A 16,033-nucleotide genomic window follows, 5' to 3' on the forward strand; every position below is an offset into this window, starting at 1 on the left:
TCAGCGGACTCCGGAGATCTGGATATTGAGGGTGCGCGCCTCGCGCGGACCGTCGAGTTCGACGAAGAAGATCGACTGCCAGCGACCGAGCAGCAGCTCGCCGTTGTCGACGGGGATACTCTCGGAGGCATTCATGAACAACCCGATGAGATGGGCATGGGCATTCTCGCGACCGTCGACCGGCGCCCGGTCGTGCCCATATCCCGCACCCTTGGGCGCCAGACGGGTGAGAAATTCCAGCATGTCCTGCTGCAGCATGGTCTCACGCTCGTTGAGGGAGACGAAGGCAGTGGTGTGCGGAGAATGAAGGGTGACCGTACCCGCCCGGATCGATTCGCGCGCGAAGGTTGCTTGAACCTCGGCGGTGATATCGATGATTTCGATAGGGGCGGTGGTCCGCAGCGACAGGCGGCGGCTGTGGAAATGCATTGGGAAGGCTGACGTAGCTCGGGAAATGAGGCGTGACGGAGCGAGGGAGACCGGGGTCCCCTCGTCCGCAACCGGGAATCAGCGCAGGGTCGGCAGGGGCGACATGTCGCCGACGGCCGAGTAGCCGATTGCCTCTCCCTTGAACCAGCTGTAATCCGGAACACTGAGCAGCAGCAGATGGAACACCAGCGCACAAGTCGCGAAGGACCCGACCACGGCGATGATGATCATGCGCGGATCAACGATCTGCCAGATCTGCCAAATCTTGTTCATTGAGTATCTCCATGAGACATGACTGGAAGGGCTCCAAGTCGCGGGCCATCTCCCGTCAATATCCGCCATGCGGTTGAACCCTTCGTTCTGGGTCGAGGACACCGCAACTACGCACGAGAATGGACGAAGACTGTCCCCTGCCGAGATCGGATGAGCAGCGACGGCTCACGACAGACATAAAGACCGTATGGAACTTTACCGGGAGCAAAGACGGCGACTTCATGTAGAGACCGATCCGCCATCGACGTGTTTTCCCCCACATCGATAAGGGTTTCGAGGCGCTCCGCTGGCCGCCAGGCAACCAGCGGAGCGCACTCCGTACCACGCGAACGATTACGCGCCGCTCACCCAGTTGAATGCCGGGCTGCTGAGCAGGATGAAGTGGATCAGCAGGGCCAGCACGAACAGGAAGCCGAGCAGTGCGACCAGGGTTCTACGCGGATCAAAGATCTGCCAAATCTTATGCATGGTTCTCTCCAGTGTCTTACAGGTGGGTGGATCCGGATCTTCGGGCACCCGATCGGTCTTCGACCAAAAACCCCTGGACTGTTACAGCCAGGGACGCCACAACCACACGAGGATGTGTGCAACGACGACGATCCCCGTGAACGCGACGAAACTGGACACGAAGATGCCGTGAAATTCCCTGGCTTCGTCTTCGGTCAGTCCAGACATCGAGCGGTTTTCATGAGCCATTGAATGCTTTCCTCTCGATCGTCACCTTAAGCGATCGACTTCGCCGGTGCTCAACGTCCCGGGGGGGCGCATGGCTCCCTGGGCTGCGACGTTACCGAAGTGCGCACACTCCGGTGCCGTCTAGGGCGTCCCTGCCCCGATCACGAGCGAAGTCCGAGTCCGCCCGTTACAGCTGCTGAGTATCCGCCTCGACAGGCGCAGTCTCCTGCTCCTCGACCGGTGCAGTCTCCTGCTCCTCAGCCGGTGCAGTCTCCTGCTCCTCGACCGGTGCAGCTTCCTGCTCGGCGACCACGACGGTCTCCTGCTCGGCAGCGGCGGCGGCCTCTTGCTCGGCCTGGGCGACGAGGTCGGCCTGCGGGATGAGACCCGGATAGTCCTTCAGCATCTTCGCACCATAGAGCGGCTTGTAAGCGCCCTGGTGACAAGTCTTACAGCTGACGCGGTAGGGGTCGCCATAAGGGCCCCGGCGCGAATCGGGCAGCGCCTCGTTGAGCGGCCACAGGTAGTCCTGGTTGATCTCGCGCACATGGCGGATCGCATACCAGGCGGTGGTCCGCTTGGGCGTGCTCTGATCCCAGGCGAAGAACGACCGGCTGTTGTGGCAGTAGGTGCAGTTCACGCCCAGCGCATCCGAGATGTGCATCATCAGACCATAGGTCCACTCGGCCTGCTTGATCGAGTTGGCGTTCCCCGACGGCAGGGCGGTGTTGCCGATGACGCGGATCTCGTTCTCCTGATCGAGGAACGGGGTCAGCGGATCAAACGGCAGCGACGAGTAGGCGACGGTCGACACCCCGGAGATGTTCTGACCGGTCGGCACCACGCCCGAGGGCTGATCCGGACCCGGATCGCTGGTCCAGACGTACTCCGGCACCGGGTTGCCGCGGTGACAGGTGTAGCAAGTCACACCCGTGTCGGCGACGTGGTCCTTCCAGGCGCTGTTGGCACGACGGGTCAGCTCGAACATCCGCCGCGACACCACCTTGGTGTAGATGTCGTCGGAGGCGAAGTCACCGGGGACGTGGCAGTAGTTACAGCCCTCTTCCGGAGAGACCCACATGGTCACCGCCACCATGGTGCGAGTGAACTCGGCCATGGTGAGGTCGTCGAGCACCTGCACGTTCTGGTAGATATCGGTCGCCATCGGGCCACCGGGAGCCGCCGCCGGGATCACCTGGGGAGGCAGGTTCTCCTTGATGCTGGCCTCGAGCAGCCGAGGATTCTTGACGTGCTCCATGGCCAGACCGCGGTAGCCGCCCTGCACGACCTCTGGTGGCGGACGCTCGCACCCGAGCAACACCACCGAAGCAACCAGTGCTACAGCTGGGATGGATGCTTGCTTGCCAATATTCATTGCGACACCCCCTGCAGCATCAACGGGTCTTGCACGGTGGTTTCGATCGGATAGCTCGGCGCGACGCCGTGCTTGACCGCCCAGAGGTACCAGTTGTCGACAACGGTGCCGGTGAGCAGGATGCCGATACCAGCGGTGATCACGGTCAGGACCGCACACCACCAGGCCCAGCGGTGGATCGACTCCATGGTCGCGTTGAAGCCCATGGTCCAACGCCAGAACAGTGCGGCACGCTCGGCGGCGGTACCACGATCCACCACCTGGTCGATCTCACGGTCGCCACCGAAGCGGCTCACCGCCAGGATGGTCGCGCCGTGCATGGCGAAGAGCAGCGCCGAACCGTAGAGGAAGGCGATCGAGACCATGTGGAACGGGTTGTAGTACAGGTTCCCGTAACGGATCGAGAAGGCAGCCGTCCAGTCCAGGTGGGGGAAGATGCCGAAGGGCACGGCCTCGGCCCAACTTCCCATCATCACCGGGCGAATGAAGCCCAGGCTGAGATAGAAGAAGATGGCCGCCGCGAACGCCCAGGAGAGGTACTGGCTCATACCCAGGTCGGCCGCACGCTTGTAGGTGCGAATCCACCACAGGATGATCGAGGTGGTCAGGAAGAACCCGGTCGCCAGCCACCAGCCACCTTCGGTGAGCGGCGGAATGGTCAGACCGTACTCCGGAGCCGGCGGCTCGAGTGCGAGCCAGAAGAAGTTCTTGACGAACTCGATCGGGCTCCAGTCGACGCTGGCCAGCATGTTGAAGCCGATGATCAGCAGCGCGATGGTGCCGAAGATCAGCGACAGAGTGCCGGTGAATCCGAGATAGATGGGACCGAACTGTGCGTCACCGATCTTCCCGAGCCAGTAGGAGAAAATAGGCTTTCCGAGACGTGGTAGCTTACCCTTCGGCAGCGGCACACCCGGATAGGCCGGGCAGCGCACTTGCACGCTCGTAAAGATGTTCTGATATTCAGGCATTGTAGTCTCCTAGATCCTACCAGAGCGGAAGCTCGAGCCACCAGTTCCACCATTCCGGCCAACCGCGGGTCCAGAAGGGGCCACTGATGACGATACACACCGCGCTCCAGAAGACGGCGGCCAGCGCCAGGAACAGACCCAGGCGGTGGATGCCGAGTGCGCCGATGGAGTAGCCGACGAGATCACGGAAGAAGGTGTTCTCGTGCTCACCGGTCTTGACCGGCTCACCCTTCTGAGGATTGGTCACCGACAGGATCAGCGAGCCGTGCATCGACAGCGCCAAGCAGGTGGTGAAGAAGAAGGTGATGCCGAGCATGTGCGCCGGGTTGTAGTGGAAGTGGAGGAACTGGTACCCCACGTTCGACACCCAGTCGAGGTGACTCAGGATCCCGTAGGGGAAGCCGTGCCCCCAGGCACCCATCAGCACCGGACGAACGACCACCAGCGTCAGGTAGGCACCGATCGCGAACGCGAATGCGAAGGGAATGTGGAACCCGATACCGAGCTTGCGGCAGATCTCCACCTCGCGTAGCGCCCAGGACACGAAGGCGCCGATGGCGCAGATGGTGATGATTTGCCACAACCCACCTTCGGTCAGCGGTGCCATGCCTAGACCATAACTCAGGTCCGGCGGCGCGATGCTGATCTGCCAGAGGTTGTAAGTCTGAAGTTCGGCGTTGGGACCGATGGTGGCGCCCCAGACGATCAGGAGCACACCCAACAATGCGAAGAAGAAGCCCGTCACTCCGAAGAAGCCGACATAGAACGGCCCCACCCAGAAGTCGAATAGGTCTCCCCCTATCAGCGTCCCGCCACGGACGCGGTATTTTCTCTCAAAACTGAGCATGGCCATCGTAAAAATCCTCTGCTGGGGAGGCCCCGAGCCGGTTGCCTCCTCTTAGCCTGTCGCACGACAGGTGGACTCGACCACCAGGGTCGGGTCACGCCCGTCGCCCCCGTTGAAAACCTTACTGGTTCTGGGGCACAACCGGCGTCACCTGCTGGACCGGCGAGGCCGGGATACCGTCCTCGAGCCAGTTGAACTCAGTGGTGCTCAGCAGAATCATGTGGATGGCGAGAGCCAGCACGAGCAGGAAGGCGAAGATGGCGATCAGGACACGACGCGGATCGATGAGCATCCAGATCTTCCACATGGTTTCAGTCGGGAACATAGTCAATTCTCCTCAAAAAATCGTAAGGGTCGTGCAGCAGTTGCCGCGCAGGCCGCCCAGGCGATGCCTGTGCACCTACACTCGGATCAGAGCCAGGGACGCCACAGCCAAGCGAGGATGTGCGCCACGACCACGATGCCGAAAAAGGCCATCATGCTCTGTACGAAGATGCCGTGGAACTCCTGCGCTTCCTGCTCGGTCAGACCGCTCAGGCTGGGGTTGTCAGCCATTGGATAAATCCTCCGAATTTGGAGCTAAACCTCAATTACGCCGCACTTGCCCCGTGCGGCGACGGGGGCCGTGAGACTGTCCGCCACGGCTGATAAGGCACCCAAGGCCAGTCGGGCGAAGTCCCATCGTGCCGATCTCCCCCTGGAGGGCGATTGGCAATCCGATACACCACCCCCGGATACCTCTTGTACCCCGATTCCGTTCGCTCCTTGCTCGGAGATCGATCGAGGTTGGCGTCGTGCGCATGGCTCACGGATGACTCACAACAGCGCGGACTCGAAAGTACGATGGCCCTACGGGCTGGCTGGATTTTGGGTGTCAGTCTAGCTTGACTGACACAGATGTCAATCTACATTTACACCAGTTTTTCGCCCAACCATGCCCCGGATCAGGATTCGATCCACCCCGGGACGACGAGGCGTGGTGTAAGCATTGAAATGACGGCGACGGACGCGCCACGGGAGGAGAGAGAAGTCGCGCCCCAAGGCGGGCGGAGCGCGAACGACAGGGTCGGACACAGACACCGAGACGAGGCCAGTCACCCCGCCTCGGCGCCTCTGGAGCAGGACTCAAGCGCTGGAGACGACCGTGCGCGACTGCTCCACCTGCGCGACTTCGACCTGCTCGAGGCCGGCGGTACGTGCGGCACGCTCGGCGGCGTCACGCAACCGCTTGGCCGCCGAGATGCGCACCAACACCGGCTGCGCCTCGACGATCTGGTCGAACAGCGCGCGCGCCTCGGGCGCCCAGGGCAGCTCGCGGTGCATCCGCGCCGGCGTCGGATCGACGCGATCGAGATCACTGCCCAGCGGCAGGATGTTGAACAGCGTGTCGAACAGTGCGTTGCACACCTCCTGGACCAGATAGGTCGCCCCGGCATAGCCCATGAAGGGGGTGCCGGTATGACGCCGGATCACGGTCCCCGGGAAGGAGGCCGGGATATAGGTCGCGCGGGCACCGATCTCGGCGAGATACATGCGCTCGTTGTAGCTGCCGAAGACGATCAGCGGGGTCTTCTCCTGCACCGCGGTGCGGATCGCATCGTTGTCGATCTTCACCCCGGCGCGGCGCGAGAAGGCGAAGTTGCACGGCAGCCCCAGCTCGTCCTCGAGGAAGTGGCGCACTCCACGGGCATAGGTCTCGCTGGCCGAGATGCCGAAACTCGCGGTACCGAAGAAGTCCTGGGTGACCGAGCGCCACAGATCCCAGATCGGCTTGATGGTGGTGTGCTTCTCGCGCTCGATGAAGGGCTCGGGGTCGAGCCCGAGCAGCTCACCGAGAGTACGCAGGAACTTGGTGGTGCTGTGCAGCCCGATCGGCGCCTGCAAATAGGGTCGATCCAGCGCCTCGCACAGCGCCCGACCGCTCTCGCGATACAGGCACACGTTGACGTCGGCGTCGGCGAGCCTGGGGATCTCCGAGAGTTCGCAGCCGAGCGGAAAGGTCAGGTTGACCTCGGCGCCGATCCCCTCGATCAGCCGCTGGATCTCGGCCAGATCCGAGGGCATGTTGAAGGTGCCATACATCGGACCGATGATGTTCACCTTCGGCTTCTCGTCCGGGCCGCGCTCGCGGCGCTTCGCCGCCTTGCCCTTCTTCGGTCCGTACTGGGTCCACAACCAGTACATCGCGCGATTGGCGCTCTGCCACTGGTCCTCGTCGATGGTGCGCGGCAGGAAGCGCTGGATATTGGTGCCTGCGGGGGTCACGCCACCGCCGATCATCTCGGCGATCGAACCGGTCACCACCACTGTCGGCAGTTTCGGATCGAGGCTCTCGAAGGCTCGGCGCATCGCCTGCTCGGTCCCCTCCTGCCCCAGCTCCTCCTCACCCAGCCCGGTCACCGCCACCGGCAGCTCGTGCGGCGGCAGACCGTCGGTGTAGTGCAGCACCGCCGTCACCGGCAGGTTCTCGCAGCCCACCGGGCCGTCGATGATCACCTGCAGACCCTTGACGGCGGTGAAGACGTAGACAGAGCCCCAGTAACCGCCAGCGCGGTCGAGGTCGTTGATCAGCATCGGTAGGACGTCCTCAGTGCGCGGCTCGGGCCGACTTAGCGCGACGCGTGCCGGGCGCCACGGGCCAGACCCCGCTCGTGGCCCCCTCCCCGACCCCGGCGAAGAACGCCTTCATGGTGTCGAAGCGGGCACGGTTGCCCAGCGCAGCGTTGATCACCTGCGCCAACGAGCCGGCCCCGGCAGGCCCCATCAGCGGGCGTGCCGAGATCAGATTGGTGAAATAGAGCGCGGGGATGGTCATCTCCTTGGCCGCCTGCACCACCGGCGTGGTGCCGATGGCCAGATCCGGCTCGAGTGCCTTCACCGCAGCCAGGTCCTGCTCCAGCGAGGCGCGGAACTGCACCGGCACGCCGCGCTCCTCGAGCCAGGCCAGATCGGCCTCCGACCAAGGCGTACGCGGACAGGCGGTGCCGACATAGGGCACCTCGGCACCGGATTCGATCAACAGGCGCGCGACCAGCAGCTCCGAACCCTCGTAACCGGAGACCAGCACCCGCCCCTTGATCGGCGCACCGGAGAGCGCGCCCTTGATCGCCGGCAGGAAACGGTTCTTCGCCGCGTCGACCGCATCACGCGCAACCCCGCAAGCCTCGCCGATGGCGTCGAGCCAGGCGGCGGTGCCCTCGACCCCGACCGGGGCCGATCCCACCACCGAGCGTCCGGCGGCGATGAACTCGCGCGCGCTGTCGGCGTAATGCGGATGGATCGCGGCGGCGGCAGCGCAATCGAGCGCGGCATAGAGTTCACGCCACTCGCGGGTCGGAATCACCGGACCGGCGGCCAGCCCGAGCGGCTCGAGCAACATGCCGATGCCGACCGGATCGGCCGGGAACATCTCGCCGAGCAGGGTGACCGTGGGACGCTCGCTGCGACCACCGCGCGGCGCCTGTACCGGCCCCTGCTCGGCCTCGCGGCGGGCGTAGTTGAGCATCGCCCCGGCGAGCACGTCCTTGGCCTCGGCATGGGTCGGCACACCGAAGCCGGGGATGTCGATGCCGAGCACACGCACCCCGTTGTGCTCCTTGGGCAGCAGCCGCAGCGGCACACCGGAGGCGGTCGGCACGCACAGATTGATCACCACGATGGTGTCGTAACGCTCGGGATCGGCAAGCGTGTCGACGGCCTCGCGCACATCCTCGTAGAGCTGGCCGGAGACCAGGCTCTCGGAGTCGAACGGGATGTAGCCGATCGAGCGACGCGCGCCATAGAAGTGAGCGGTGAAGCTCAGACCGTAGACACAGCAGCCGGAGCCGACCATCAGCATCGCGGTACGACGCATCCGCAACCCGACGCGCAGCGCGCCGAACGAGGGACACATGGTCTGCGGCTGGTCGTGCGGGGCGGCGACCGCGTTGGCGTCGAGCCGCGCGATCAGCGCGCTGTCGCCGGCGGTCTCGGCGGCGTGACGCAGCACGTCGCGGTGCTGACAGACACCATCGCCAGGAGCGGCGACGAGCTGCGAGCCGCGGGGGCCGTCCTGGTGCTGATCAGACATCGTCGTAGACCACCTCGAGCGAGGGCCGCTCGATCGCGGCGGTGCTGCACATGTCGGTCGGCTGTGCCGGATCGAGCACCACGTTGCGACCCACCTCATCGCCCTTGAACAGACCGAGCAGCCCCTCGTGATCGAGCGGCTTGGGACGGCGCGGCGGTGCCTCGGCGACATTGCTCGCCAGCTCCTCGAACAGCGGCCCCCAACGTTCGCCGGGACGACCGATGATCTCGTAATTGGCGCTCTTGCGGCGGATCTCCTCGTGCGCCGGGATGGTGGCGAGGATCGGGATGTCGACCGAGCTGGCAAAGGCCTGGGCCTCGCCGGTGCCGTCGTCCTTGTTGATCACCATGCCGGCGACGCCGACGTTGCCACCGAGCCCGGCGAAGTACTCGACCGCCGAGCAGACGTTGTTGGCGACGTAGAGCGACTGCAGGTCGTTGGAGCCGACCACGATCACCTTCTGACAGAGGTCGCGGGCGATCGGCAGACCGAAGCCGCCGCAGACCACGTCACCGAGGAAGTCGAGCAGCACGTAGTCGAAGTCCCAGTCATTGAAGCCGAGACGCTCGAGCAGCTCGAAGCCGTGGATGATGCCGCGCCCACCACAGCCACGCCCGACCTCGGGACCGCCGAGTTCCATCGCGAACACGCCGTCGCGCTTGAAGCAGACATCACTGATCACGACCTCCTCGCCGGCGCGCTTCTTCGCCGCCGAGGTCCCGAGAATGGTCGGGCAGGAGCGCCCACCGAACAGCAGCGTGGCGGTATCGCTCTTCGGGTCGCAGCCGATCAGCAGCACCTTTTTGCCCTGCTGTGCCAGCATGTACGACAGGTTGGCCAGCGTGAAGCTCTTGCCGATGCCACCCTTGCCGTAGATGGCGATGATCTGCGTCTCCTTGGCCGCGGATGCCGCGCAGACCGGCGCGGGGGTATTGACGGATACGCTCACGAAATCGCTCTCCAATCCAGAATCATCTTCAGGCACATCGGGTCACCGAAGGCGGTGCGGTAGGCACGATCGGCCTCGGTGGCCGGCTCCCGATGCGTAATGAGCCCGTCCAGGGACAACCGGCCGGACTCGACCAGTTCCTTGACCGCGACCAGGTCGGCGGGATGCCACTGCGCCGCCACCTTGAACCGCGCCTCGCGCATGAACGCCGGCGGGAAGTCGAACGACAGCGGCTGGCTGTAGAAGCCGGCGAGCACGATCTCGCCCTGCGGCGCAAGCCGCCCGACCAGGGTGTCGAGGATCGCCGGATCGCCGCTGACATCACAGATCCGGCGATAGTCGCGGCGTGGATCATCGTCCGGCGCCACCACACTGTAGCCGAAGCCCTCGGCACCCGCGGCGCGGTCGGGGTTGACCTCCCACACCACCGGGGCGTCGCCCTCACCGAGCGCAGCGATGCGCGCGAGCAAGCGCCCCAGTACACCGTGACCGATGATCAGCTCGGCATGGGCACCACCGTCGGGCGTGGCGATGGCGTGATAGGCGGTCGCCGCCAGCGCGAACAGCACCGTCTGCTCGCCGAGCGCCTCGTCGACCACGGTCAGGCGCGCGCCTGGAACCACCACCCGGGCAGAGGCGCCGCCGAACAGGCCGCGCACCTCGCCATAGCACAGGGCACCGGGCACGAAGACATAGTCGCCGACGGCGACACCGGCGTCGGGTCCGGCGTGGACGACACGGCCAACCGACTCGTAGCCGGGCACCAGGGGGTAACCCATGCCCGGGAAAGGCGGCATCCGCCCGGACCACAGCAGGCGTTCGGTGCCCGTGCTGATACCGCTCCAGTCGATCTCGACGACGGCGTCGGCATCTCCCGGCGGAGTGAGCGGCAGGCGCTGCAGCGAGAGCTGCTTGGGCTGCTCGAGCACCACGGCGAGGGTATCGAGTTTCGATGTATCGGAATTCAAGGCGCGACTCGGACGATGAATATTGATGGGTGCGTCAGTTTAACCAAAGTTACCGACCCGTCCAGGCGGGGGGAACCCGGTAAAACCTCTGCGGTAAAGGGGAATCCCGGTCCGCCAGCAGCGTCGCCACCGGGTCGCGACTGGAGTCACGACATGGGGCCGACGTTGCTGACAGGGCGCTCGATCAGCGCTTGGGCATCCGGTAGGGAAGCAGTGGCTGGACCCAGGGCGAGGTGAAGCGATCGAGCGAGACGCTCTCGTGCACCGCTTCGGCCTGACGCCCCTGCAGCTTGGCGGAGACCACCGAGCGGGTGTAGAAGGGCGTGTCTTCCAGGGTCTCGACGATCCGCGGCGGCTCGTCGGCCTGCATGCTGCGCGGCGAGCGCCAGACGGTGCCGCGCGGCAACTTGTGGTTGGGCGGCGGATCGAACTCGCTGATGGTGCCGTCGGCGGCGAAATTGAGCGCCAGCGAGAACGGCGTGCCGTCGCGACGATCCATGTTGTAGAGCACCGCAGACTCGTCCTCGCCCAGCGTGGCACGACACCAGTCCCAATAGGCGAAGGCGTCCTCGAGCGGCTCGGCGCCCCAGTTGCGATCGAGGTAGGCGTGGCCGCTCCACTTCAGATCGGGACGGTCCAGCTCGACCTCGACACGCGCGGTCGGCGCGATCGGACGCCAGTGGTGGCGACCATTGGCATCGAGTGTGAACACCCGCTGATTGATGAAGTTGGGCTTGACGTGGATGCGTCCGCGGATGCGCTGCGGCACCACCCGCTGCGGGAAGGGCATGCCCATTTCATCGAGTTCGACGGTCAGGGTCTGGTCCGGGTTCCAGCGCACCGAGCTCGGCCCGATGGTCAGGGCGTCGTCGCTCTGGGTCAACGCGTCGGCGCCACGCTCGGTCATCGCCCAGCGCCGCTGCTCGCCGTACAGGCAGGCGTTGACCGCGCAGTACTCGCGCGGATCGAGCTTGCCGCGATGGCGACCCTTGAAGTAGTAGGGCGAGAAGACGCTGCCGATGAAGGCGATGATCGTCAGCCCATGACGTCCGTCGTCGCTGAGTGCATCGACATACCACCAGGCGTAGCCACGCGGCGGTACGTCGATGTTGAAATCAGGTGCCGGCCCCTGGGTCTCGATGGGCTGCGCCGCGTCGGCGCCCCGTGGCTCTGCTGCTCGCATCTTGCGCAAATCTCCAGCATCAATGGAATTGAGAATGGCGGCACACCGCCCCACCCCGCCGTCGGATATCCGACCCGATGGAGAGCACCGGATCGGACGGGGTCAGCGCGGAACGACGACCGAGCGCGGCTGCTGGATCTCCAGGTCCTGGAGCAACGAGAACGCCGCCAGTCGCCCGGAGATCGAGGCCATCGGAATCCCCGCGCCCGGATGCACCGAGCCACCGGCCATGAACAGACCCGGGACCCGGGTCTCGGCCTTGGCGCGGTCGAAGGAGCCGAACAGGCCGTGGGTCACACGGCCGAACACCGCGCCACCGGAACCCGGATAGGTTCGATCGAAGTAGGCCGGCGTGGTCACCGCCACTTCCTGGCTGTCCTCGAAGGTCAGGCCGCAATGCTCGAGCAGCTCCATCACCCGTGCCTCGCAGGTGCGGATATCGGCCTCCGGCAGGACCTGAGTGTCACCGCGCGCCGGTGCATTGACCATCACCAGCAGACGCTCGGCATCGGTCGGCTCGGGGGCCTCGGGGTTGCCACGATCCTGGGCGCAGATGTAGACGCTCGGCTCGGAGGGCAGGGTCAGATCATCGAAGACCTGACGGAACTCGAGCTTGTAGTCGCGCGGGAAGAACACGTTGTGGTACTGCAGCGGGAAGCCCTTGGGCTTGGCTACCAGGTTCCAGGTGACCACCGAGTGCGAACGCTTGCGCGGCGCGACCTTGGCCACGGCCTTGCTCGCCGCCTTGCCGAACATCCCGGCACCCAGCGCCGCGGCATCGCCGTTGTAGACCACGGCATCGGCCTCCAGACGCTCGCCGTTGTCGAGCAGCACGCCACGGGCGCGACCGTTCTCGACCAGCACCTCGGAGACGTTCTCGCCGAAGCGGAACTTGACCCCACGCTCCTCGGCGAGCTTGGCCACCGCCTCGGGCAGGTTGTGGATACCACCGTCGACGGCATAGACACCACGTCGCTCGACGTCGGTCACCAGCATCAGGGTCGCCGGCGCCTGATAGGGCGAGGCCCCGACATAGGTGGAGTAACGGCCAAACAGCTGACGCAGGCGCTCGTCCTTGAAGTAACTGCTGAGGGCCTGCCACAGGGTGAACACCGCCTTGATACGTGCCAGCTCACCCATGCCCCGCCAACCGAAGCGACCGAAGATCGAGATCGGCGTCGGCTGCGAGGAACGCATGAAGGGACCATAGAGCGCACTGAAGACACGCTCGGAGTCACGCGCGAACCGTCGGAAGGCGTCGGCCTCGGTGCCACCGGCGAACTCGGCGATCGCCTGTGCGGTGCGCTCATGGTCGGAGAACAGGTCGAGCCGTTCGTCCTCGCTCCAGGCATGACGCGCAAGGATATCGGCCTTGTGGAGCTTGACTCGTTCGTGGAGATCGGCACCCGCCTCGGCGAAGATGTCCTCGAACACCCAGGGCATGGTCAGTACCGTCGGCCCGGTGTAGAAACTCTGCCCGTTGGCCTGCTGCTCGCGCAGCTTGCCGCCGGGACGATCACCACGCTCGATGACGGCCACGTCGAGACCGTTGACCGCCAGCTTCAGAGCGGCGGTCAGACCGCCCATACCAGCTCCGATCACGAGGATGCGCTTAGTGTGCATGGACCTGCCTTACCAGTTCTGCTTCGTTTGACAATGAAAGGAATGAGTCGGTCGATGCACCGAGCCTACGCCGGGTGTAAACAGGCCAACCACAAACTGTCTAGTTAACTAGACACTTTAATCTGTAAATTTTACACGACACTCGTCGGAGAGCACAAACCAGCCAGGGTGGACAGGAGGCGCGACAGATCAAGGCAGCGCGCGACCACCACCACGACCAAGCGTCGTGGACGGTCAACATATCAAAAGGGAGGCCCGGATGGATTGATCCGCGACATGGACCCGGACGCGGCGAACGCGCAGCATGGCGCTTTTGCACGGAGCGGGATCACGCGCAACATCCGCCCCGCGCCCCAACACCAACGGTTGATCGAGGACACCTCCATGCAAGAGGCCCCCAACGCGCAGCACTTCGACGCCGACTACATCCTGGTCGGAGGCGGCTTGCAGAACGCCCTGATCCTATTGGCCCTGGCCGAGCGGCGCCCCCAGACCCGCGTCATGCTGTTCGAGCGTGACCAACGCCTCGGCGGCAACCATACTTGGTCGTTCCAGGCCATGGACCTGCCACCGAGCAGCCAGGACTGGGCGAGCCGGCTCGCCGAGCACCACTGGCCCGGCTACCAGCTCTACTTCGACAAGTCGTCGCGCTGGGTCGAGGGGCAGTACAGCTCGCTCGGCTCGGAACACCTCGAGCGGCTGGTGCAGGAAGCCGCGGCGGACAACCCGAACATCCAGATCCACACCGGCGCCGAGGTCAGCCGCGTCGAGGCGCACGGCATCGAACTCGCCGACGGACGCCGCTTAACCGCCCAGGTGGTGGTCGATGCCCGCGGCCCGGAGCACGCCCCCCGGCAGCGCGGCGGTGGCTACCAGAAGTTCGTCGGACTGGAGTGCCAACTCGCGCGTCCGGCACCGATGAACGCGCCGATCCTGATGGACACACGCTGTCGCCAGCACGACGGCTTCCGCTTCCAGTACATCCTCCCCTTCACCGCCGAGCGCGTGCTGATCGAGGACACCTACTTCTCCAACAGCCCGGACATCGACGAGCAGGCGCTGAGCGAAGACACCCTGGAAGAAGCGAAACGCTTCGGCCTCGAGATCGCACAGGTCATCCGCACCGAGGTCGGGGTCCTGCCGATGCCATCGCGCAGCACCTTCGCGCCGAGCGACAGCGGACCGATCAACGCCGGTTATGCCGGTGGCTGGTTCAACCCCGGCACCGGGTACTCGCTGGCAGCAGCCGCCCGTCTCGCCGACTACCTCGCCTCGGTGGCGCCGGAGACCGTGTTCAGCGATGCCGGCTGGAAGCGCCTGACCCGCACCATGCGCACCCAATCGCGCTTCCTCGCCTTCCTCAATCTGATGATGTTCGGCATGTTCCACGGAGCATGGCGCAACAAGTTGATGGAGCGCTTCTATCTGGTCTCCGATCGCGCCATCCACCGCTTCTTCGCGATGGAGATCAACCCGGTCGACATGTGGAACATCATGTGGGTGGGCGCACCCTGGACACCGAAGCGGCGCTTACGTCACGCCGAACGCCCCGACAGCCAGTCGATCTCGGTCTGATCCGGCGCCCCCGTCGCCCGTCCGCACGCGAACGGGCAACGGGGGTCCGACGACCGCGACCAGCGACGCACACGAGCAGCATTCGCACGACATGGACATGCGCCTCCAAAGGAGGCAGCAATCAGGCGGAAGGGGTGAAACAGGGAGTGAGGGGATGGGCGTCAGGAGGACAGCATGCAAAAAGGGCCAGACCGTAATGATCTGACCCTTTTCGTGCTCATAGCGCGGAACTCGCGCTCAAGCAGACCTGGAGGTCTTACTTGAACTCGGGAGCCGGAGCGACGACGGCCGCCGGCTGCGCGACACGCACGGAATCCTTGAAGCCGTAGCCCGGCAGCGAAAGCGCATAGCTGTGGATCAACCACATCTGTACGAAGAGGATGCCGAAGAAAGGCACCATCCAGGTGGCCGGATTGATCACGGTCCAGATCTTCCAGTCATCCTCGGGATGATTGATGGTGGCAATGCTCTCATCAGCCATCATGACAGGCACTTTCATAGGAATATCTCCTTAACGAGTACGGGAAGCTGAAACGCTAACGCCTTAGAACCAGGGCTGGTAGATCCAGGTCACGACGTGGACCGCCGAAGCGATCATGACCCAGCTCCACACACCATGCTTCCAGTGCTCGTGGAATTCCTTGGCCTGCTCGTCGCTCAGGCCGGACAGATTCTTCGATTCCGCCATTGTCTAATCCCTCTCAAGAGGTTAGCTGTAGATGAAGACATCTTTCACGTGACGCAGCATCGCCGTGGCGTCGAAGCTTATGAGGATTTCAGGCTTGCCTCAGCATCGCCGCGTGCGAGTGTTAGTTTAATCTGACATCGAACGCTGTCAAGCAAGATTTACATAAAAATACAGCGGTCGTTCATCAGCCCACCGCAGCAGTGAACTCAACGATGAACACCCCCCGTTCGGTGGCGTCCAGCAGCAGGCCTTCGTCTATCGCACCATTCAAGAACCGAGCCATATGCATATCGATGCGGATCAGTAGCCCCTTCCATCGCGAATCGGCTTCATCGAGCGCGTACGCAACATTGGTTGCGCTCCAAGCGAATGACGACATCGGCACGAGACGGGCACGAAAAAGGGGCG

At 64.4% G+C, this 16,033-nt stretch carries 19 protein-coding genes; 1 reads left to right on the forward strand and 18 read right to left on the reverse strand.

The annotated features are described in order from the left end of the window. The 15 genes from MARPU_RS12985 to crtD form a co-directional block, all read right to left on the reverse strand. Positions 1–429: a secondary thiamine-phosphate synthase enzyme YjbQ gene (locus MARPU_RS12985; RefSeq protein ID WP_005221507.1), complete on the reverse strand. Its 429-nt coding sequence runs from the start codon at positions 427–429 to the stop codon at positions 1–3. A gap of 78 nt (positions 430–507) precedes the next feature. Then, positions 508–702: a light-harvesting antenna LH1, alpha subunit gene (gene pufA / locus MARPU_RS12990; protein WP_005221504.1), complete on the reverse strand. Its 195-nt coding sequence runs from the start codon at positions 700–702 to the stop codon at positions 508–510. Between the two features lie 333 nt (positions 703–1,035). Then, positions 1,036–1,170, reverse strand: coding sequence for a light-harvesting antenna LH1, alpha subunit (gene pufA / locus MARPU_RS17310; RefSeq protein ID WP_005221503.1), 135 nt, complete (start codon positions 1,168–1,170; stop codon positions 1,036–1,038). A gap of 81 nt (positions 1,171–1,251) precedes the next feature. After that, the gene (gene pufB, locus MARPU_RS12995) at positions 1,252–1,398 is read right to left on the reverse strand and encodes a light-harvesting antenna LH1, beta subunit (RefSeq protein WP_005221502.1); all 147 of its coding nucleotides are present in this window, start codon (positions 1,396–1,398) and stop codon (positions 1,252–1,254) included. 166 nt (positions 1,399–1,564) lie between these two features. Further along, positions 1,565–2,752: a photosynthetic reaction center cytochrome PufC gene (gene pufC, locus MARPU_RS13000; RefSeq protein WP_005221500.1), complete on the reverse strand. Its 1,188-nt coding sequence runs from the start codon at positions 2,750–2,752 to the stop codon at positions 1,565–1,567. Continuing rightward, on the reverse strand, positions 2,749–3,723 hold the full coding sequence (pufM, locus tag MARPU_RS13005; RefSeq protein ID WP_005221497.1) for a photosynthetic reaction center subunit M: 975 nt from the start codon (positions 3,721–3,723) through the stop codon (positions 2,749–2,751). Before pufM ends, pufC begins: the two co-directional genes overlap by 4 nt. 16 nt (positions 3,724–3,739) lie before the next feature. Continuing rightward, positions 3,740–4,576 (reverse strand): photosynthetic reaction center subunit L, encoded by an 837-nt coding sequence (gene pufL, locus MARPU_RS13010; RefSeq protein WP_005221495.1) that lies wholly within the window; start codon positions 4,574–4,576, stop codon positions 3,740–3,742. Between the two features lie 115 nt (positions 4,577–4,691). Next, complete coding sequence (gene pufA / locus MARPU_RS13015; protein WP_005221493.1) at positions 4,692–4,895, reverse strand: light-harvesting antenna LH1, alpha subunit; 204 nt, start codon at positions 4,893–4,895, stop codon at positions 4,692–4,694. A gap of 86 nt (positions 4,896–4,981) precedes the next feature. Beyond that, entirely contained in the window at positions 4,982–5,125 is a 144-nt protein-coding gene (gene pufB, locus MARPU_RS13020) for a light-harvesting antenna LH1, beta subunit (protein WP_005221491.1), read from the reverse strand. Positions 5,126–5,695: 570 nt separating this feature from the next. Next, entirely contained in the window at positions 5,696–7,144 is a 1,449-nt protein-coding gene (gene bchZ / locus MARPU_RS13025; protein ID WP_005221489.1) for a chlorophyllide a reductase subunit Z, read from the reverse strand. A 13-nt stretch (positions 7,145–7,157) separates the two neighbouring features. Next, the gene (gene bchY, locus MARPU_RS13030) at positions 7,158–8,639 is read right to left on the reverse strand and encodes a chlorophyllide a reductase subunit Y (RefSeq protein ID WP_005221488.1); all 1,482 of its coding nucleotides are present in this window, start codon (positions 8,637–8,639) and stop codon (positions 7,158–7,160) included. Next, a complete protein-coding gene (locus tag MARPU_RS13035; protein WP_005221486.1) occupies positions 8,632–9,588 on the reverse strand; it encodes a chlorophyllide a reductase iron protein subunit X in 957 nt (318 codons plus the stop codon). Before MARPU_RS13035 ends, bchY begins: the two co-directional genes overlap by 8 nt. Next, on the reverse strand, positions 9,585–10,556 hold the full coding sequence (gene bchC, locus MARPU_RS13040) for a chlorophyll synthesis pathway protein BchC (RefSeq protein ID WP_005221484.1): 972 nt from the start codon (positions 10,554–10,556) through the stop codon (positions 9,585–9,587). Before bchC ends, MARPU_RS13035 begins: the two co-directional genes overlap by 4 nt. 184 nt (positions 10,557–10,740) lie before the next feature. After that, complete coding sequence (locus MARPU_RS13045) at positions 10,741–11,739, reverse strand: hypothetical protein (protein WP_005221483.1); 999 nt, start codon at positions 11,737–11,739, stop codon at positions 10,741–10,743. Between the two features lie 102 nt (positions 11,740–11,841). Next, a complete protein-coding gene (gene crtD, locus MARPU_RS13050; RefSeq protein ID WP_005221481.1) occupies positions 11,842–13,362 on the reverse strand; it encodes a 1-hydroxycarotenoid 3,4-desaturase CrtD in 1,521 nt (506 codons plus the stop codon). A gap of 384 nt (positions 13,363–13,746) precedes the next feature. On the opposite strand from crtD, the gene crtY reads away from it, so the two are divergent. Then, positions 13,747–14,937 (forward strand): lycopene beta-cyclase CrtY, encoded by a 1,191-nt coding sequence (gene crtY, locus MARPU_RS13055; RefSeq protein WP_043763738.1) that lies wholly within the window; start codon positions 13,747–13,749, stop codon positions 14,935–14,937. Positions 14,938–15,193: 256 nt separating this feature from the next. On the opposite strand, the gene pufA (MARPU_RS13060) is transcribed toward crtY, so the two are convergent. The 3 genes from pufA (MARPU_RS13060) to MARPU_RS17745 all read right to left on the reverse strand — a co-directional run bounded on the left by pufA (MARPU_RS13060) (position 15,194) and on the right by MARPU_RS17745 (position 16,004). Continuing rightward, complete coding sequence (gene pufA, locus MARPU_RS13060; RefSeq protein WP_005221471.1) at positions 15,194–15,436, reverse strand: light-harvesting antenna LH1, alpha subunit; 243 nt, start codon at positions 15,434–15,436, stop codon at positions 15,194–15,196. Between the two features lie 45 nt (positions 15,437–15,481). Next, positions 15,482–15,625: a light-harvesting antenna LH1, beta subunit gene (gene pufB / locus MARPU_RS13065; protein WP_005221470.1), complete on the reverse strand. Its 144-nt coding sequence runs from the start codon at positions 15,623–15,625 to the stop codon at positions 15,482–15,484. Positions 15,626–15,809: 184 nt separating this feature from the next. Continuing rightward, entirely contained in the window at positions 15,810–16,004 is a 195-nt protein-coding gene (locus tag MARPU_RS17745; protein WP_156929283.1) for a hypothetical protein, read from the reverse strand. Between the last annotated feature and the right edge of the window lie 29 nt (positions 16,005–16,033).

It is taken from the genome of Marichromatium purpuratum 984 (assembly GCF_000224005.2).
In the GTDB taxonomy this organism is placed as follows: domain Bacteria; phylum Pseudomonadota; class Gammaproteobacteria; order Chromatiales; family Chromatiaceae; genus Marichromatium; species Marichromatium purpuratum.

Bases quoted from the DNA above. Each gene is read 5' to 3' on its own strand.
- MARPU_RS12985 (WP_005221507.1), bottom strand. From the start codon at position 429: ATGCATTTCCACAGCCGCCGCCTGTCGCTGCGGACCACCGCCCCTATC.
- pufA (WP_005221504.1), bottom strand. From the start codon at position 702: ATGAACAAGATTTGGCAGATCTGGCAGATCGTTGATCCGCGCATGATC.
- pufA (WP_005221503.1), bottom strand. From the start codon at position 1,170: ATGCATAAGATTTGGCAGATCTTTGATCCGCGTAGAACCCTGGTCGCA.
- pufB (WP_005221502.1), bottom strand. From the start codon at position 1,398: ATGGCTCATGAAAACCGCTCGATGTCTGGACTGACCGAAGACGAAGCC.
- pufC (WP_005221500.1), bottom strand. From the start codon at position 2,752: ATGAATATTGGCAAGCAAGCATCCATCCCAGCTGTAGCACTGGTTGCT.
- pufM (WP_005221497.1), bottom strand. From the start codon at position 3,723: ATGCCTGAATATCAGAACATCTTTACGAGCGTGCAAGTGCGCTGCCCG.
- pufL (WP_005221495.1), bottom strand. From the start codon at position 4,576: ATGGCCATGCTCAGTTTTGAGAGAAAATACCGCGTCCGTGGCGGGACG.
- pufA (WP_005221493.1), bottom strand. From the start codon at position 4,895: ATGTTCCCGACTGAAACCATGTGGAAGATCTGGATGCTCATCGATCCG.
- pufB (WP_005221491.1), bottom strand. From the start codon at position 5,125: ATGGCTGACAACCCCAGCCTGAGCGGTCTGACCGAGCAGGAAGCGCAG.
- bchZ (WP_005221489.1), bottom strand. From the start codon at position 7,144: ATGCTGATCAACGACCTCGACCGCGCTGGCGGTTACTGGGGCTCTGTC.
- bchY (WP_005221488.1), bottom strand. From the start codon at position 8,639: ATGTCTGATCAGCACCAGGACGGCCCCCGCGGCTCGCAGCTCGTCGCC.
- MARPU_RS13045 (WP_005221483.1), bottom strand. From the start codon at position 11,739: ATGCGAGCAGCAGAGCCACGGGGCGCCGACGCGGCGCAGCCCATCGAG.
- crtD (WP_005221481.1), bottom strand. From the start codon at position 13,362: ATGCACACTAAGCGCATCCTCGTGATCGGAGCTGGTATGGGCGGTCTG.
- crtY (WP_043763738.1), top strand. From the start codon at position 13,747: ATGCAAGAGGCCCCCAACGCGCAGCACTTCGACGCCGACTACATCCTG.
- pufA (WP_005221471.1), bottom strand. From the start codon at position 15,436: ATGAAAGTGCCTGTCATGATGGCTGATGAGAGCATTGCCACCATCAAT.
- pufB (WP_005221470.1), bottom strand. From the start codon at position 15,625: ATGGCGGAATCGAAGAATCTGTCCGGCCTGAGCGACGAGCAGGCCAAG.
- MARPU_RS17745 (WP_156929283.1), bottom strand. From the start codon at position 16,004: ATGTCGTCATTCGCTTGGAGCGCAACCAATGTTGCGTACGCGCTCGAT.